The 16,937-nt window shown below is 46.7% G+C and carries 15 protein-coding genes; 8 read left to right on the top strand and 7 right to left on the bottom strand.

Features of this window, described 5'->3' with window-relative positions; genetic code table 11:
- Positions 1-292 precede the first annotated feature (292 nt).
- Positions 293-1,648, bottom strand: coding sequence for a type III secretion system effector protein (locus tag AABK39_RS25025; protein WP_338395778.1), 1,356 nt, complete (start codon positions 1,646-1,648; stop codon positions 293-295).
- Between the two features lie 473 nt (positions 1,649-2,121).
- On the opposite strand from AABK39_RS25025, the gene AABK39_RS25020 reads away from it, so the two are divergent.
- The gene (locus AABK39_RS25020; RefSeq protein ID WP_338395777.1) at positions 2,122-3,246 is read left to right on the top strand and encodes a glycoside hydrolase family 43 protein; all 1,125 of its coding nucleotides are present in this window, start codon (positions 2,122-2,124) and stop codon (positions 3,244-3,246) included.
- 92 nt (positions 3,247-3,338) lie between these two features.
- On the opposite strand, the gene AABK39_RS25015 is transcribed toward AABK39_RS25020, so the two are convergent.
- Complete coding sequence (locus tag AABK39_RS25015; protein WP_338395776.1) at positions 3,339-4,805, bottom strand: protoporphyrinogen/coproporphyrinogen oxidase; 1,467 nt, start codon at positions 4,803-4,805, stop codon at positions 3,339-3,341.
- 196 nt (positions 4,806-5,001) lie between these two features.
- On the opposite strand from AABK39_RS25015, the gene AABK39_RS25010 reads away from it, so the two are divergent.
- Positions 5,002-6,186 (top strand): helix-turn-helix domain-containing protein, encoded by a 1,185-nt coding sequence (locus tag AABK39_RS25010; RefSeq protein WP_338395775.1) that lies wholly within the window; start codon positions 5,002-5,004, stop codon positions 6,184-6,186.
- Here AABK39_RS25010 and AABK39_RS25005 read toward each other — a convergent pair whose 3' ends face one another.
- Complete coding sequence (locus tag AABK39_RS25005; RefSeq protein WP_338395774.1) at positions 6,187-7,311, bottom strand: DUF4407 domain-containing protein; 1,125 nt, start codon at positions 7,309-7,311, stop codon at positions 6,187-6,189.
- A gap of 368 nt (positions 7,312-7,679) precedes the next feature.
- On the opposite strand from AABK39_RS25005, the gene AABK39_RS25000 reads away from it, so the two are divergent.
- The 3 genes from AABK39_RS25000 to AABK39_RS24990 all read left to right on the top strand — a co-directional run bounded on the left by AABK39_RS25000 (position 7,680) and on the right by AABK39_RS24990 (position 11,780).
- Positions 7,680-10,025: a TonB-dependent receptor gene (locus AABK39_RS25000; RefSeq protein ID WP_338395773.1), complete on the top strand. Its 2,346-nt coding sequence runs from the start codon at positions 7,680-7,682 to the stop codon at positions 10,023-10,025.
- Between the two features lie 195 nt (positions 10,026-10,220).
- Positions 10,221-10,736, top strand: a complete 516-nt coding sequence (locus tag AABK39_RS24995; RefSeq protein WP_338395772.1) for a DUF4625 domain-containing protein — start codon at positions 10,221-10,223, stop codon at positions 10,734-10,736.
- Between the two features lie 519 nt (positions 10,737-11,255).
- Positions 11,256-11,780: a DUF4625 domain-containing protein gene (locus AABK39_RS24990; protein WP_338395771.1), complete on the top strand. Its 525-nt coding sequence runs from the start codon at positions 11,256-11,258 to the stop codon at positions 11,778-11,780.
- A gap of 54 nt (positions 11,781-11,834) precedes the next feature.
- On the opposite strand, the gene AABK39_RS27815 is transcribed toward AABK39_RS24990, so the two are convergent.
- Positions 11,835-12,179, bottom strand: a complete 345-nt coding sequence (locus tag AABK39_RS27815) for a group II intron maturase-specific domain-containing protein (protein WP_421825176.1) — start codon at positions 12,177-12,179, stop codon at positions 11,835-11,837.
- Here AABK39_RS27815 and AABK39_RS24985 point away from each other — a divergent pair.
- Positions 12,086-13,153 (top strand): alcohol dehydrogenase family protein, encoded by a 1,068-nt coding sequence (locus AABK39_RS24985; RefSeq protein WP_338395770.1) that lies wholly within the window; start codon positions 12,086-12,088, stop codon positions 13,151-13,153. The two genes, AABK39_RS27815 and AABK39_RS24985, sit on opposite strands and share 94 nt — an antisense overlap.
- A 141-nt stretch (positions 13,154-13,294) precedes the next feature.
- Here the strand turns inward: AABK39_RS24985 and AABK39_RS24980 are convergent, their stop codons facing one another.
- Positions 13,295-13,777 (bottom strand): DUF1493 family protein, encoded by a 483-nt coding sequence (locus AABK39_RS24980; protein WP_338395769.1) that lies wholly within the window; start codon positions 13,775-13,777, stop codon positions 13,295-13,297.
- Between the two features lie 294 nt (positions 13,778-14,071).
- Between AABK39_RS24980 and AABK39_RS24975 the strand changes: the two genes are divergently transcribed.
- Positions 14,072-14,425 (top strand): DUF4625 domain-containing protein, encoded by a 354-nt coding sequence (locus tag AABK39_RS24975; RefSeq protein ID WP_338395908.1) that lies wholly within the window; start codon positions 14,072-14,074, stop codon positions 14,423-14,425.
- Positions 14,426-14,462: 37 nt separating this feature from the next.
- Here the strand turns inward: AABK39_RS24975 and AABK39_RS24970 are convergent, their stop codons facing one another.
- A complete protein-coding gene (locus tag AABK39_RS24970) occupies positions 14,463-15,326 on the bottom strand; it encodes an AraC family transcriptional regulator (protein ID WP_338395768.1) in 864 nt (287 codons plus the stop codon).
- Positions 15,327-15,500: 174 nt separating this feature from the next.
- Between AABK39_RS24970 and AABK39_RS24965 the strand changes: the two genes are divergently transcribed.
- Positions 15,501-15,791, top strand: coding sequence for a putative quinol monooxygenase (locus AABK39_RS24965; RefSeq protein ID WP_338395767.1), 291 nt, complete (start codon positions 15,501-15,503; stop codon positions 15,789-15,791).
- A gap of 173 nt (positions 15,792-15,964) precedes the next feature.
- On the opposite strand, the gene AABK39_RS24960 is transcribed toward AABK39_RS24965, so the two are convergent.
- Complete coding sequence (locus tag AABK39_RS24960) at positions 15,965-16,936, bottom strand: PorP/SprF family type IX secretion system membrane protein (protein WP_338395766.1); 972 nt, start codon at positions 16,934-16,936, stop codon at positions 15,965-15,967.
- Position 16,937: the final 1 nt, after the last annotated feature.

Here is a 16,937-nt window from a genome sequence, read left to right as displayed (position 1 = left end):
GATCGTATTCGGCATTTGCGCCAATACAGTTTGAGATAGAAAAAGCAATACAAAGAAAAAGGAAAGGTGTTTGATTTTAATTATCCTGTTTGTCATTGTTCTATGGGCTAATAGTAGGTTAAATATTAGCCTATAAAGATATTCATATACAAACAAGCAAAACAGTACTATATTGCCCCATATTACAATTGACATTGATTTTAGGGATAAAATCAGAATTAAAAATACAAGCACGATATTCTAATTGAAGTCAATTCTTACGGTTTACGATTCCCTTTATTAAATAACCCCGTCAATTCGGAGCGCCCGTTCGGGCCAAAAACATCGTCCGATCTTTCTTCGGCAAACGCGGAAACGCTACGTTCGCATTCATATAGTTGGTGATTATATGCCACTTTCTCGGTCTTAGGCCGTGCTCTTCCCGTATCTTGTTTTCGTATTGGGTAATGGCAAAATGCTCCTCGTTATTTCCCCAAAACCGCTCGGCACCGTTATCCGGATTATAAAGATCCGCGGGGGCCGAACGGTAATCGCCGTGCGTCATATGCTTGGCGTGGCCCAGCTCATGGCCCAACGACAAAAAACCCGGCAACAGCGTGACCGTACCCAAGCCTTTGGCCAGTTCCGTCAACTCGTCGCTGTCCTGCCTTTCCCGTATCGACACTGCCAATTCCTCTTCCTCCGCCTCCGGCATCTCGCCTTCGCGCATAGCGGTGGCAAAATCTATATCCAATTTCCCGAACTGCTCTTCGGTCCAGCTATCGTCAAAACACAATCGGCCGGCGTCTTGGCTATGGGGCAAGGAGAGGGTCACGAACGCGTCGCAACCTTCAGTGGCCCGCATTTCCGGAAACGGCTTTTCCCGGGTCGGCGGTTCCTTGAACCTCCCCTCATACGGACCTTTCCGGGAGCCCCGCCAAATCCCCACACCCACGCCTTCCTTCTGTTTGTCGTTAGGGTATACGGCCACCTTTTTATCTCCAAAAGCCAGCTGATTCACCAAGTTCCTACCGAATGGACGGCTCATCAAACGCAACAAACGCGACATGGCCACCGCCCGAAACCCGGGAAAACGCTGATGTGGCGATTCCGTATACTCCGAATTCCTCACGCTTACTACCAGCCGGCCAGAATCGGTCAAAAGGCGCGTCCAAGCGTCGTTGGCTAGGCCGTACTCATCACAACCTTCCTCCAAGTCCGGCGTCCATAGCCTATACTCCCTGGTCATCATCCTGTACGTTAGCCTTTCGTGCTCGGCCTGTATATCGTTGAGCAAATCCAGAACGGAAGCCACAAAAGGCCTCTGCCGTCCCATATAATTGATTTTGCCATTGAGCCAATCGTAACAACGGTGTTCCAGTCTGTCCAACACACTCAGCTGCTCTTTGGTAAACGCCCATTCGCGCATTCGTATCGGGCATGGTTCTCCGCGTTTTTTTCCGGAAACCTCCGCCGGCAGTTTACCCAACTGCTCCACCAGCTCACTTACCCGAGCGTATTCGCTAAGCGTCCGGTCCACTTCCCCAAAAAATTCGTCGCCGAAACGCTCTTCCGGCTCGGCGTCCTCCAACGCCCCAACCCTTCCGCCGAATTCTTCAGGAGTATAAAGCGCCTGCGCCACCGCAAAAGGCGACCGGGGCGGTGACATCGAATGCCCGCTTCCGGAGGAAGCCTTAACGCTCCCAGATCGATATTTACCTCTATAAAACACGAACTCGGTTCGAATACCTTATCCAAAGGTTAATCCCCATCCGCTTCTATTGTTCCAATAAGAATATTAAGAAGAGATCCTGACAAGAACACAGAACTGTCAAAAGCTAAAACAGAAATCAAAAGGACAAACATGAGCAAACGAGGGTAAACAGCGAAGGAGTAAAACACATAGCGAAACCAGGAAAAAAGGGTCATTCCACCAAAATAAAGGGGATACCGCCGATCAAACCCAATCGTTTAAAAACCAGTACTTATATTCACCATAAGCCAAAGCCAACGGTTACGTAACTTGTGGAGCATTTGGCAAAACCTATCCTGCCGTGGAACCCCCACGCATAATCGATACCGCGGGAAGCACGGCCCGACACACGTTTTCGGGCTTCTTTTAGACTTTATTTTGTATCACTTATGAAACAGCTGATTTATCTTTTACTGATTCTCTCTGCCACAGCCTGCGCTCCGGAAAAACACGGACAATTCACTTACCAAAACCCCATCGGGTCGGGCATAGACGCCAAAGGCCTCCGCGACTGCCAAGTGCTACGCGACGGCGAGACTTGGTACCTCACCGGGACGGCGTTTCCACACTGGGAAGGCGCCGAAAAAAACGGAAACCTCAATCCCGGCATTCCGCTATATCGGTCGGATAATCTTAAGGACTGGGAATTCGTGGACCATATCGTGCGCCGGCCGGACTCTACCAAATGGTATTACCGCAGATTTTGGGCGCCCGAAATCCAGAAAATCAAAGGGAAATACTACGCCACCTTCAATTGCCGGAACAAAGCCTTGGGTTACGACTGGCAGCATATCGGCTATGCGGTGGCCCACCAAATCGAGGGCCCTTACACCGTAGTGACCGAAGACAAACCGCTGGCCCGCGGCAATGACCTAACCTTCTTCGAAGACGACGACGGACAAACCTACGCTTTCTGGCACGAAGTGCTTAGTGACGGATCTTTCTGGATGGGTTCGGCTAAGATTGATTTGGCTACGGGCAAATTCACCTCCAAGCCGATCAGCGCCATCACTTCCGGCGACGTGGAATACGAAATGGACGAGCAGAACAACCCCGTGTTGGTTTTTCGCTACGGCAGAAACGAAAAGAAGATCAAGACATACAAAGAATGGGATTCGGCCGGCATAGAGGGCGCCTACGTAATCAAGCGCAAAGGCACGTATTACCTCTTCTACTCAAGCTGGACCCGGGGCTACGAAATCGGCTACGCGACAGCCAAAAATATAGCGGGCCCTTGGACCAAAGCCAAACAAAACCCCATCTACGGCGGACAAAACAAAGGCCTTACGGAAAGCCGCGGCTTCGAGTACACCGACGACCCGAACTCGCCATACAACGCCGTTGGCCATAACCAAATATTCGAAGGCCCTGACGGAAACCTTTGGCTCTCGTGCCACGGACAAAGCCGAAACCACAAAGCGCCCCTATTGGTGATCGACCCGTTGGAATTCGACGAATCCGGAAATATTATAAAATCGACGCCTTCTTATACGGAGCGTACCGTATCGTGGTAAAAAAGTAAAACGTAGAGACAAACGGCTTTTTGTCTCTACGTTTTGCAAATAAGAACCAAGAGACACTTATCGCAAGACCTAAGACCAACCAGTTACTTTTTCCCTCTCAAATATCTCAACACACCCTTGGCTGCGCGATTTCCGCTAATCATAGCTCCATCCACCGTGGCGTAAACCATAAAGTCACCTGCCAAAAAAACCGGGCCTCGTAAACTCGGGTCATTATACAAGCTCCTTACTTTTTGCGAATATCCCGGATTGAAAACGGGAAACGCGTAATCGAAACGCGTGATGTCATGCCCCAACACCTCCGACTCAAATCCGGGAAAATATCGGTTAAAAGTCCGGTAGGCATTATCCAAAAGCTGTTGGTCCGTTTGCTGAAGAAATGCCGTATCATATGCATGCTCCGGCGCCATATAAACCGACACGATTGACTTGCCTTGATAACCGTCTTCCACCTGCGGACGAATCACATCGTAAATAGTCACCACCTGCCCCTCGTCCACACAAGATACAGCCCAAGCCTTTTCCAGCCTTCGGTTTTTCGTAAAGAAATTAATGGTCACGTATTTCGAATAGTCCATCCCCGCAAGCGTACGGCGGGCATTCGGGCTTATGCCCTCCTTCAGTATTTTTTCCGTTACCTGAGCCGGCGTACACATTACCACCGTCAGGGCTTTTACCTTCCGCTCTTTGCCGTTTTCCAGATACCGAACTACGGCCAGACCTTCAGAATTCACTTTCACTTCCGTTACCGAAGCGCCGGTTTTATATTTCCCCTCAATCTTTTGGGCTACGGCTTCCACCACGCTATACATCCCGTGCTCAAAAGAATACACTTCACTGATTCCGGCCGTTTTCTCAAAGGGCATATTAAAGGCCATTTCCGGGACGTTGTAAAACAGCGAATAATTGGCGTTATCGGTTCCGAACAGACCACGATTTTCCACATCCACATACTTTCTGACTAACGGGCTATACCCTTCCCGTTCCATCCATTGGCCCAGATTCACGGTATCCATCGCCTCGTATTCCGCCAAGTCTTCCTGATCCCAGAAAATAGCATCCTCAACTCCCGATTTGTTAAGCCTAGTCAAGTCTCGGTTCAGCCGATAATACGATCGCTTTTCCTCTTCGTTAAGATACCCCAACATATCGGCTCCCAAGTACAACTTTCCCTGATAGGCGGTGCCGTCGGTAGGTGGCGGGACGGGAATCGCCTTAATACCCACACGCCGGAAAAACCGCTTCATACCCCCTTCCGGCTTGCCTATATACTCGGTCCCCTTAGGGTAATGAAACCCGTTCCAACTTCCCGATTGGCAACGGCCACCGAGCGTCGCTTCTTTTTCCAATAAAAGGATATCCTTCTTCCGCAATTTATAAGCGGTGGTCAAGCCACTAAAACCTCCGCCCACAATTACAGCGTCGAGAATTCTTTCTTCCTCTTTCTGTCTTCCATCTTTCGTGTTCGCCGGTACGGCAACGGCTATTTGCCGTACAACAAACGCCATCAATACGCTAAGGACCAACCATGTTTGTCTTACAATTCTCATCTGACCAATTTTATTCGCACAGCAATAATTTCTTCCCCAAAAGTGGGGGATATTCACCGTACGGGAGGGTCAGATTAGGACGCAGGACTCCTAAATCAGGCTCTATCGGTATTGGATTATAAGTCAGGACCGCTTTTTGGACCGAAAACCCCGCAATGGTACAGGATTAAAGGGTTTTGAGTCATAATTTCGAAACATGAAAATACTGTCGGGAATTGGGGTTTGGAATGCGATAACACTGGTCGAAGTGTTTTTCGGCTTAATATTGCTGATACTTCTGGCACGTATCAGCGGAAAAATACGCCGTTATTTGGCTCTCACCGGTTTCGTCGCCATGCTGACACTGGAGCTCACGTTCCGGTTTCTGATGGAGACCAAGCTTATCGGCAACGCTCCTCACTTGCTTTACGCCCTGGAGCCCTTCGCCTTGCTACACGGTCCGCTAATTTTCATCTACGCCCGCAGTCAGGCCCAAGGCCGACTCTATCTCCGCCGTTTTGACCTGCTGTACCTAATTCCCTTCGCCCTAAGCGTACTGATCTATACACCTTTTTATATGCTCAGCCCCACCGAAAAATTTATAGACTGGTCCACCTTCGGGGCACTCCAGACTGATGTGCACGAAAACGTATGGGAATGGGTGTTCGAAGCCGTAATCAATTCGGCTTTTCTGATTATGGCTTTGCGTGAGCTAAACCAATACGAGATAAAACTAAAGAACCGCTTCTCGGACATTCATAAAGTTAACCTGCATATCACCCGCCTGCTTATAAAGGCCTGTATGGTTCTCTACGCTTCGGAACTTTTGGTCGTTTACAGCACTTTCTACGGAGCCACGTTTTATCAGGAATTGGAAAACGCTTTTTACCTAACATATATGCTCTTGCTGATCCTAATCGGCTATGATGCGCTACATTCCAAAAAACACATAGACGAGCTACGAAAAGACTGGGCGGACCTACCCGACGCCACTCCGGATTACAACGAAACGCCAACCATAAAATACGCCCGGTCGGCCCTTAACGAAGAGTTGTCATCGGAAATACAACAACGGTTAGCTCGGTTTATGGAAGAGAAAAAGCCGTATCTGGATCCGCAACTAAGAATCACCGGACTTTCGGAAATGACAGAAATCCCCTCCCATCACCTGTCACAGGTAATCAACGAACGCTTCGGGAAAAACTTCCACGAATTCGTCAACACCTACAGGGTGAAAGAGTCGACAAACCTACTCAAGGACAAAGCCTTCCGGCACTACACCTACACCGCCATAGGTTTTGAGGTGGGATTCAATTCCAAATCCGCATTTTACAACGCCTTCAAAAAAGAGCTGGGCACCACACCCGCCCAATATTCCAAAGAACACGCAGAGGCACAGTGATCAGTGGTGTAACATACTTTCCGAAAAATCCTTGGTCCTATCCTTTGTCGAGGTGTCGGCCTTGCCGTTGCCAAAGCTTTTTATCCTTTCGGAATTAGCCTCCCGCTCCCCGTCCAAAAACTGCCGGGTCAAAGCCAAATCGTCTTCCGCCGATTTCACTTCCCCTTCAGTAATCAGATCCAATTGGGCGCTATAAGACCTTGTCCGGAAAAGCACTTTCGCCAATAGGCCCGAAAGTTCGATCAGAACCAAGATAAAAGACAACAGGTAATACCTTCTGCGCAACGATCCAGTTGGGTCTTTCGCCATCAGCGATTCCAGCGCCCGCACCTGCATCAGCGTACCGAAGTATTCGTTGTTTTCCCTAAAAGTAGCCACATCGCTCCCCACGAATGCGTTTATCGAGTCAATGGACTGACGGATTCTGCCTATTGCCGGATCCAAATCGGCCTTCATTCTGTCGTACTCTTCCCGGTGCCGGTTAGCGATCTTTTCCTTGGCTTTGGCCACTTTGTTATAGCCCCATTTCCCCGTTCCGCCGGATCCGTCCATCTCCGACATAAATTCCTTCTCGGCCGCCACCAACAATGCCTCTTTATCCGCGAGACGCTTCCCCAGAACCTCTTCCTGCCTCGCCAAATCATCTAATGCCGGCTTATGCACTTTCATCAGTTCCTCCCGCCGTTTCTGTACGTCTTCCAGATAAAGCAAATTCGCTTCGCGCTTAATCTCCGGCTGATAAAACTTCAGGATCATGGGTTGGGAAAGAAACACGCCGAGCAACAGCGCCAAGGTTACCCGAAAAAGCAAAGGAAAGGCTTTGGGCTTGCCGGTAGCCATAGACGCGATCAGCGCCCTGTCAAAACAAATGACAAAAAAGCCCATAAACAACCCGCCGATCACAGGGACGTAAGCGTTTTCCGTCACCGTCTGAAAAAAGAAGGTCCAGGCCATCGCCGCATAAATGCCCACCAACAACAGTAACAAACCTATAATGCCGGCATAGTACTTCTCTACCCTAAGCTTGGAAATAATCTCAGGCTTGAAACCCGCCAAATTCCAAAAAATATTATTCGCAGACTCTTTCTTCCCGCTTCCTTGGTTTGGGCTTTTCCCTTGTTCCATTTTCCCTCCCGATTAAGATGTATAAAATTTGATAAACGCCGACGTACGCACGTCCCTTCCGCACTTTTATTAGTGTGTACTCTTTACCAGAATAAAAAATTTCCTCCTTACTTATAGATCCATTCTTACCAACGGCCTCATTATTATCTTGGCGGAGGTCTATTGCCTGATTGAAAGCACCTTTTGAATCTTATCAAGGAGTTTTTTAAAAGTCGGCTGCATTTATGAGTGCTCATGACCTTTCCGTAAACGATTCGGCTTTAGAAACGCCCCCTCCTCCCACAAAATCTTTTACTATTTATTCTTTGGAATTATTTGCAACACTATTGCATCTCGTTATATTTGCAACATAGTTTCATAAGCACGACATGATAAAACCGATAATAACGTACGTATTTCTCTTACTCCTCTCCATTCCGGCCATAGCTCAAAACGTTACGCTCAAAGGTCGCGTTCTGGACTCCACCGATGGCAAAGCGCTTGAAGGTGTATTCGTCTTTACGAAAAGTATGGATGCCAAGGCGGTAACGGATCACGGCGGACGTTTTCGGATCAGCTTTCCAAAAAACAACAGCGCTTTATACTTCAAAATGGTCGGTTACGCCGACACGATTCTCCAAACCAAAGGATCTAAATCCACAGGCGAAATAACCGTAAGGATGCAACCCTCTTTGCTGGAATTGGGAGAAGTGACCGTAAAGGGCGAAAGGGAGCATGATGTGGGAAGTACCTTTGGAGCGCAAATCACCAGCGCCGAAGACTTGGGCAGACACGCCGGCAACACGCTCTTCGAACTGACAGAGAAAGTGGCGGGTGTAGGGACTATGAACGTGGGCGTGGGCATAAGCAAACCCGTGATACGCGGAATGTCCGGCGACCGGATCGTGCTGAATACTGATGGCGTAAAACGCGAAGACCACCAATGGGGAAATGACCACGGCGTGCAGATAGATCCTAATGCCGTAGGCGAAGTGGAGATAGTCAAAGGTCCGGTGGCTTTCCGCTACGGTTCCGACGGAATAGGCGGCGTGGTGAATATCAAAGCCAAAGAACCACCTCCGGCCGGCAAGACAACCGCCGGCGTATCGACCGTATACCGAAGCAATAACCGTTCGTTGGGAATGTCGGCAAACGTCGCCACTCACCAAGCGGACTTCTATACTGATATTAACGTATCGTACCACTCCTTCGGCAACTACAGAGTACCTGCCGACGAGTACCACTATCTCGGATACGTTTACAAGCTGGAAGACGGCGTATTGGCCAATACTTCCGGCGAGGAAAAAAGCTTCTCGTCCACCTTCGGAAAGCATTTTGACAAAGGAGAAATCGAACTGAAAATATCGGACTATCAGCAAACTATGGGCCTTTTCCCGGGCGCCGTAGGAACGCCGAGCGGGCGTATGCTCGACGGTTATGCCAAAGAAAGCCGTTATCCGGACGTGCCACGCCAACGCAACCGCCACACGCAGGTATCGGTAAACGGAGAATATAACCTTCCCGGCTTGGAGATTACCGGCACCGTAGCCTATCAGCGCAACCGCCGTAGGGAAGAATCCAAACCTATGTCGCACGGGCGCCCGGTTACCTTAACAGATCCTTTGGCCAACGGCCTGATTCTGCAAACTTACAGCGGGGAATTAACGGCCAAAACCACCGGCGAGGGCCTCAGACACACCGTTGGCGTTGACCTTTCGGCCCAACATAACGAGCGAGACGGCTTCGAATTCCTGATTCCGGAATACCGGAAATACGAGGCGGGAGCTTATTGGCTGATGGAAAAAGACCTGGCCGAATCATGGACACTTTCGGGTGGCGTAAGGACCGACTTCGCCTCCATCGAAGCGTACGAATACACTGACACGCTGTACTACGACCCAGTCCAGCCCGACCAATACTGGAAGCGGGCCAAAGACACTGAAAACACATATTTTGGAGTAGCAGCCAGCATAGGCGCACGCTATACCGAAGGCGATTGGGACTTGGCGCTAAACGTAGGAAGGTCTTACCGCTTCCCCAACCCCGCCGAACTCTTCGCCAACGGGGTTCACCACGGTACGTTCCGCTATATCCAAGGCGACGCCACGCTGGACCCCGAAACGGGTTACCAATCCGACCTCTCCGTCGGTTTCCAAAAAGGTATCCTGTCCGTACACACGGACCTGTTCCTCAATTACTTTGACAATTTCAATTACCTAAGCCCGACCGGCGAGTTCTCTGACATTTCCGGCGCCGGACAGATATACAGATACAAGTCAAACAAGGCCTTGCATACCGGCTTCGAAGTTCAAGCCGACATCGAATGGTCCGAGCGGTTCAACACAACCGTTTCGGCGGATTACGTTTACGCCCAAAACTTGGACGATAACAGACCGCTACCGTTTACTCCGCCTCTTTCGGGTATGTTGGGAGTGGAGTACCGCCATCCGGTTTCTTCAAAAATAAAACCCTATGTGGGTCTGAATTACACACTGGCAACCGACCAAGACAGAGTCGACCGCAACGAACCGGCTACCGAAGGTTTCACCCTCTTGGACGCCTATATGGGCACTACGCTTAAGCTCCGCCATCACGACGTCAGGCTGTCGTTCAACGCCAACAACTTGCTCGACACTAACTATATGAAACACCTGAGTCGCTACCGTATACTGGAACTTCCCGAACAGGGCCGAAACTTCCAGATCAAGCTAGAGTGGCGATTGGCTTCTTATTGATTTTGAATACAATAGAGTAAAAAGTAAATAGTACCTAAACTGGTAACACAGAAAAGCATATGCCGACGCAAGGCTCCAGCCTTGTGTCTGTACCTAAAGGGAGCTTCCAAGCTCCATAAGACACAGGGAATAAGATTAACATAAAAAGAAACATTCACCACAACCCGAATAACAGCTTCGGAAATACGATTAGAAATGAAAAAGACCATTCTCTATTTCTTGATTTTCGCCGGAATAACTGCTCAGTCTTGCTCCAGCGACTCAGATGATGACTCTACAAAACCCGTTATCAGCGACGTGGTTGCCAGCGACATCACAGAAACCGTAGAAGGTGAAACCCTTCAGGTACTCCACACAGGCGAGGCCATCAACCTCAAAGCCAAGTTTACTGACAACGAAGGCCTAGCGAGCTACAAAGTGGACATTCACTTCGCCGAAGGGCATGACCACAGCCATAGCGTGGCCCAAAACACCGGAAGTCTCCGTATGGCTTCTGTAGAGGATCCTTATAAACTGAACAAGATTGTACAGATCAGCGGTACGGTACATAATCTTGACTGGAAAAAGGACAAGATAGAAGTGGTTATCCCAGCCGAAGTAAAGCATGGCGAATACCACCTGATCATTTCGGTATTGGATGAAAGTGGAAACTCAGCCGAGCATATCTCTCAAATCCTCATTGAGGAAGAAGGCGAAGACCACGATCACTGAGAAGAATTAACAATCGAAAGGGACTTTGTGTAAAAACGAAGTCCCATATTTTTCAGATCCCCACTCCTCCTATCAGGTGCAACCATAGGTAGAAACACCGATCCTATACCAAACTATACACCTGAAAAAAATCACCCTTGTTTTATTCGTCTCATAGGCTATGAGATTATTGAATCCAATGCGTTCCAAAAAACTAATTTCAGGCCTTTATTTTTCTTCCATAACCGCAATGCTTTTGGATGGAAGAAAAATTTGTAGCCGTATTTAGAAGATTTTTTGGTTACTTTTTCATCTGAAAAAGTAACACCGGAGCTAGTTATTAAGCAAGCTGTTTATGGTTTCGGGATGTCGTCTTTTAAATGCCAATAATTATGTCGAAATGCATAAGGATATCCAGAATAATCAATCCCCACACCGACACTTAGTGGTCGGGCATTTCCTGTCTGCATAAAAAAGCAGACACAAAAGGAATAAAACTCACATTGTCCGAAACCTCCTTTTCGGGAAACATAACCAATAATGAAAAAGACGATTCTCTACTTCCTCCTTTTCGCAGGAATTACGGCACAGTCATGCTCCAGCGATTCCGACGACGATTTCACCAAACCGGTGATCAGCGACGTAATCGCCAGTGATATTACCGAAACCTTCGAAGGACACACCTTGCAGGTACTCCACACGGGCGAGGCCATCAACCTCAAAGCCAAGTTCACAGACAACGAGGGCTTGGCAAGCTACAAAGTGGACATTCACTATGCGGGCGACGGCCACTCACATTCCCACGGCCTAGCCCAAAACACAATAAACCTCCGCCAATATTCAGAAGGAGACGAAGACCCATATAACCTAAACAAAATCGTGCAGATCAGCGGTACGACTCATAACCTTGATTGGAAAAAAGACAAAATCGAAATAATGATTCCCGCCGAAGTAAAGCACGGCGAATACCACCTGCACATTTCAGTATTGGACCAAAGCGGTAACATAGCGGAACACGTCTCCCAGATCCTTATCGAGGAAGAGGGTGATGAGCATGATCATTAATATGGCGCAAAAGAAAAATCTCTCTGCAAGTGCCAAGAAAAAAGATACTTGTTTTCATGGCGCGCGCCCTCGATGGAAAAGCCATGAGACCATATGAATTCCAAAAACCCATGAACGGGTTATAGCGATCTTGCTGAAACGTCTGTAATAATTCACCCAACCCCTTATCTTGGGGTTGAGCGCTTCGTTTTTTTGTGCTATAGATCCTTTTCTTAAACAACCAAGGTATCTTTGCGCATAGAAAATAGCAGGAATTCCTGTTATTGATATGTTATAGCATAAGATTAAAAAATAGCAATCAAAATATGAGTATAATACCAGAGAAAATGCGCGGGGTATATTTGAATGGACACGGATCGTTTGACGTATTAGAAATACGTGAAGATATTCCAGTCCCAAGTCCCGGACCAACGGAAGTTTTAATAAAAGTCGGTGCCGCCGCAATAAATAATACGGATATAAATACTCGGTTAGCTTGGTATTCCAAATCAGGTAATGATAGTGAGGACGCCACTTGGTCAGGAAACGCAATTGAATTCCCAAGAATTCAAGGAGCGGATGTATGCGGTCGGATAGTTGCGGTTGGTAAAGATGTTAAAGAGGACCGTCTGAATGAGAGGGTATTGATAGAACCCTGTTTAAGAAGAGCAAAAGGAGAGACCTTGCCCCAATCGTGGTATTTTGGATCCGAGTGCAATGGTGGATTTGCAGAGTACACCGTCGTTGATAGCGAACATGCGTATAAAATCAATAGTAAGCTAAAAGATGTTGAATTGGCATCATTTCCATGTTCATATTCAACGGCTGAAAATATGCTGACAAGAGCTAATGTCGGCAAAAAAGATACCGTACTAATAACGGGGGCATCTGGAGGTGTAGGTTCCGCGGCTGTACAATTGGCAAAAGCGCGAGGGGCAAAAGTGATTGGTATAACAAGCGAATCAAAAGTAAGCGATATTCTAAATCTTGGAGCAGACGAAGTCCTGTTAAGAGATAAAAGTATTGTATCAACCCTAGGGGTAGATCGTATTGATGTGGTAATTGATTTAGCTGCGGGAAAACAATTTCCAGAATTGATAGAAGCACTCAAGCCGTTTGGCAGATATGTAGTCGCAGGAGCAATCGCAGGGCCTCATGTTGAATTGGACGTGAGAAGGCTTTATCTTAAGGATTTGAGTTTTTTTGGGTGTACAGTTTTGGAGAAAAATGTATTCTCAAACTTAGTTAGCCATATTGAGAGCGGAAACATCAAGCCATTGGTGAGCAATATATTTTCACTTGAGGAAATAGTTGATGCACAAAAAGCTTTTTTAGCTAAAAAACATATTGGGAAAATTGTATTGAAAGTAAGTCGAAATAAGGACGAGGAATAGGCTTCACTGTCATCCGAGAAGCAAAATAACTGCACAACCCTCATAAGGAGATGGACTCACCCCACTCGTTTAATAGCCAGCCGTTTCAAGCCTCTAGGCTTGGAACGGACGGATAAAATCTTAACCAAACCAGGGATTTTTTTAGCCAATTACGAATACTATATTCTCTCTCTCAGTGAACTTCTTCAATAGTACTGAAGTTGTCAGATCTCCCAATGAAATATCCTTCCTGTCAGCTATTCTGAAAATAGGAATATCATATAATCTGATATGCGTCGATAATTTTTCAGAGAATAGTGATACAAAAAGCCCAATTATGTATTTGACAATAGCGTATGGCAAAAAAACAGGAAATAATAAAAGACGAAAACACCCTCTGGATCCACCAAATTCAGGCATTAAGTACTTATCAAGATCCACTCCGTCAAAGCTTACATTAAATTTTTTTGAAAACATCTCAAGTAATGAAAAACTATCTAACCCTGAAAAACACAAGTCTTTTTCTAATCTTGTTTCCTGTGTATGAGGGACGTCCATACAACTATAATAACTTACAAAAGAGATAACTTCTTCATAGGCGGATCGGAGCTCTGAAAAACTTACCTTTACAACATCTTTTTTCATAATGTCATTTATAACTTGAAAAATAAATTTATCGACCAATCTTTTTGCTTCCTAAACTACACAAAAAAACATATACTTTACATCCACCGGCAAGCTCCAAACCGATTTAATCGCCACAAATTTCATAGGCCAAAGGTCCTACATTCACCAACCTAAGGCATCGCCCTAGGATAACGCAAAAAATCCGACATGCCTAACGCACTGGATTTTCCATCTCTTTCTCTAATACTGCCTTGGGGTTACGGCCAAATGGCCAACGCATCCTGCTAAGAAACCGAAAACGGCCGAGGGTCCATCAACCTCAAAGCCAAGTTCACAGACAACAAGGGCTTGGCAAGCTACAAAGTTGACATTCACTATGCGGGCGACGGCCACTCACATTCCCACAGCCTAGTCCAAAACACAATAAATCTCCGCCAATATTCAGAAGGCCACGAAGACCCATATAACCTAAACAAGGTCGTGCAGATCAGCGGTACGACTCATAACCTTGATTGGAAAAAAGACAAAATCGAAATAATGATTCCCGCCGAAGTAAAGCACGGCGAATACCACCTGCACATTTCAGTATTGGACAAGAGTGGCAACATAGCGGAACACGTCTCCCAGATCCTTATTGAGGAAGAGGGTGATGAGCATGATCATTAATTAAAAAAATCGACGCAAAGGGGTAGCCCGTCCTTTTCTAATTATCGCAAAATGGTTGCTTGCCTGATTTGAATTCCTGTATTGTCATGCCATAGTTCTTTTTGAAAGCTCTTGACAAGTGACTGGCGTCTGTAAAGCCAAGAATATAAGCGACTTCTTTGATTGTGTATTCACTGTGCCGGATGTAGCTTTCCGCTAGTTTTAATTTCGATTTCATCACATATTCTTGAAAGGTATGCGGTGAATGCTTACGGAAGTATTCGCTGAAATATGTTGGAGAAATGTGAAAATGATCGGCCAAATGATCAACGCTTATTTTGTGTTTATCATAGATATTGTTCTGAATATATCGTATGATTTCACCGAAACGGTGATCTTCAGAATGCCCTTCGTCAATGTATTTCTTTTCGATGTTTCGGGCCAAAATATTCAAAATCGTAACCATCAGACTCTCAATAATGACAGCCGAATAACTGTCTTTGCTAAGGTATTCCTGGTAGGTTTGTTTTATAAGGCTCACGAGTAACTGCCTTTCAAGACAAGAACGCGTTTTGATCACATCGCCAGCCACTTTGTTATAGTTTGAAAGTATGTAACTGAGCTTTTTGAACCATTCGTTATAATTCCCTCTAAGAGCTTCTTTCGAAAAGTATAAATCAGTGAAGCGGATAAAATAGAAAGTCGTCTTCTCGTGTATTTTAAACGAATGACAATCCAATGGCGGAAGCAAGAAAACGTTCCCCTCTTTGTATTCGAAAGTTTTGTCATTGATACATTGTTCCCCCCTCCCTTTGTCGATATAAACCAATTCAAAAAAATTATGTCGGTGCGGTCGCTTAGTCCATGTGTCTAGTTCCTGTACGTGTATCTCAAAAGGCTCAAAGGTGTGTTCGGTATCCATCGCTCGCTACTTTATGATGTAATATTGAAACAATATTAGCCTTTTCCTTTCTTATTCATAAAGAGTAACGGCCACAAACCTTTTTATATACATACCAAGCCAATTTATATACGTCAATCTATGACCTAAGGTCGTATACCTTTGTAACATTCAAAAAATCAAATAACTGTCATCATGAAAAAATTAACGATTGTAGCCAAACTTAAAGCGCAAAAGGGTAAAGAATCAGAAACGAGAAAAGCCCTTGAAGCATTGATTCCTATCACATTAAAAGAGGAAGGGTGCCTTGAATATCGTCTTCACGTGAATACGGACAACGAAGGCGAATTTATGTTTTATGAAAACTGGACGAGCCATGACCTTTGGCAGAAACACATGAATAACACTCACCTTCAGGATTTCGTAGCCAAGATGGATCAGTTTGTAGATGGCGATATTGACCTTTCAACTTGGTTTGAGGGGTGATCTTGAATTGAGTTTTTAGGCTTTGCGTTTATCATGTAGAGACAGGGCATACCCTGTCTCTACCTATATCGGATAAGTGGATCCATATCAAATGATAAATAAATCAATAACAATTAGCAAACGTCACAGCGTACTGTTACTTTTTCATCACCGGATAAACTAAATCCTAACACCTACCAAAAATGCCTCTGCTGTCCTGAACGTCTTTTGAAGAATATGCTAAGCGCCACCTCAACCATTGATTTGTTTTGTGTGAAGTTGTATTCCGTCTTCATTGGCCTCGACAGAGTCATGTCAATCCGGTACTTGTCTTTGTAGGTCAAACCCGTCAAGAAAGTCAATGCCTCGTCGTGGCTGTAGAGCAACCCGGCCCGGAACGTCCTCCGATACTGGATTTGGGAAGAGAACGAGGGTTGAAAATCCGCTTCGTCATCTATACGCAGGACAGTGGATGAGAGCCATTGGAAATCCTCGTTCAACGCTTGTCGGTAACCCGCCGAAATGATGTGCTCGTCCAAGTCCCTCTCCCTTTGAAGCTCGTACCCCGTGGCCACCAACCTTCTGGAAAGGGCGTAGCCCACGTAATAATTAGACGCGTACAACGCCACGCCCACTCTAAGCCCGTACTCCTTGCGTTTGCCGTCATTATTAAGGAACTCGATATAGTCTGGGTCCTGGGGATCCCGGACATACAACTGTTGCACGTCGACTCGTTCGGTAAAGTACAGCCCTCCGGCTCCCGCCGCCAACATCATTTTTCGGCTCAAGGGTATGTGCACGCCATAGCTCAGCTGAGGCATTGTGCGGACGATTTCTCCGAAACGTTGCTGTCCCAAGCTCAGGGACAGGCCATGGCGTTTCATAAAGGCCTGTCTGTCGGTGCGCCCAGACCGCCTCTTCCAGCCCTCAGCAGATGAAAACGACAGGTTGGCAGCTACCTGAAAAGTGCTGTTGGTGAGGCCGTCGCCCACTCCCACCTGCCCGTAGTTCGCATGTACGGACCAATAGGGGTTTATGCCCGAAAAGGCGGGGTTGATCACATGGGGAGTCTGGAAGGCTTGCCGGAACGTAACCCTACTCTGGGCGTCGACACCAAAATAGACAGCCGTCATAAGAAGGCACAAAACGATTATATGCTTTTTCATT

The sequence above is a fragment of the Fulvitalea axinellae genome (assembly GCF_036492835.1).
Classification (GTDB): Bacteria; Bacteroidota; Bacteroidia; order Cytophagales; family Cyclobacteriaceae; genus Fulvitalea; species Fulvitalea axinellae.
This window is presented reverse-complemented; position numbering and strand designations above follow the sequence as displayed.

Coding starts and splice junctions, on each gene's coding strand:
- AABK39_RS25025 (WP_338395778.1), bottom strand. CDS start 1,648: ATGTCACCGCCCCGGTCGCCTTTTGCGGTGGCGCAGGCGCTTTATACT.
- AABK39_RS25020 (WP_338395777.1), top strand. CDS start 2,122: ATGAAACAGCTGATTTATCTTTTACTGATTCTCTCTGCCACAGCCTGC.
- AABK39_RS25015 (WP_338395776.1), bottom strand. CDS start 4,805: ATGAGAATTGTAAGACAAACATGGTTGGTCCTTAGCGTATTGATGGCG.
- AABK39_RS25010 (WP_338395775.1), top strand. CDS start 5,002: ATGAAAATACTGTCGGGAATTGGGGTTTGGAATGCGATAACACTGGTC.
- AABK39_RS25005 (WP_338395774.1), bottom strand. CDS start 7,311: ATGGAACAAGGGAAAAGCCCAAACCAAGGAAGCGGGAAGAAAGAGTCT.
- AABK39_RS25000 (WP_338395773.1), top strand. CDS start 7,680: ATGATAAAACCGATAATAACGTACGTATTTCTCTTACTCCTCTCCATT.
- AABK39_RS24995 (WP_338395772.1), top strand. CDS start 10,221: ATGAAAAAGACCATTCTCTATTTCTTGATTTTCGCCGGAATAACTGCT.
- AABK39_RS24990 (WP_338395771.1), top strand. CDS start 11,256: ATGAAAAAGACGATTCTCTACTTCCTCCTTTTCGCAGGAATTACGGCA.
- AABK39_RS24985 (WP_338395770.1), top strand. CDS start 12,086: ATGAGTATAATACCAGAGAAAATGCGCGGGGTATATTTGAATGGACAC.
- AABK39_RS24980 (WP_338395769.1), bottom strand. CDS start 13,777: ATGAAAAAAGATGTTGTAAAGGTAAGTTTTTCAGAGCTCCGATCCGCC.
- AABK39_RS24970 (WP_338395768.1), bottom strand. CDS start 15,326: ATGGATACCGAACACACCTTTGAGCCTTTTGAGATACACGTACAGGAA.
- AABK39_RS24965 (WP_338395767.1), top strand. CDS start 15,501: ATGAAAAAATTAACGATTGTAGCCAAACTTAAAGCGCAAAAGGGTAAA.
- AABK39_RS24960 (WP_338395766.1), bottom strand. CDS start 16,936: ATGAAAAAGCATATAATCGTTTTGTGCCTTCTTATGACGGCTGTCTAT.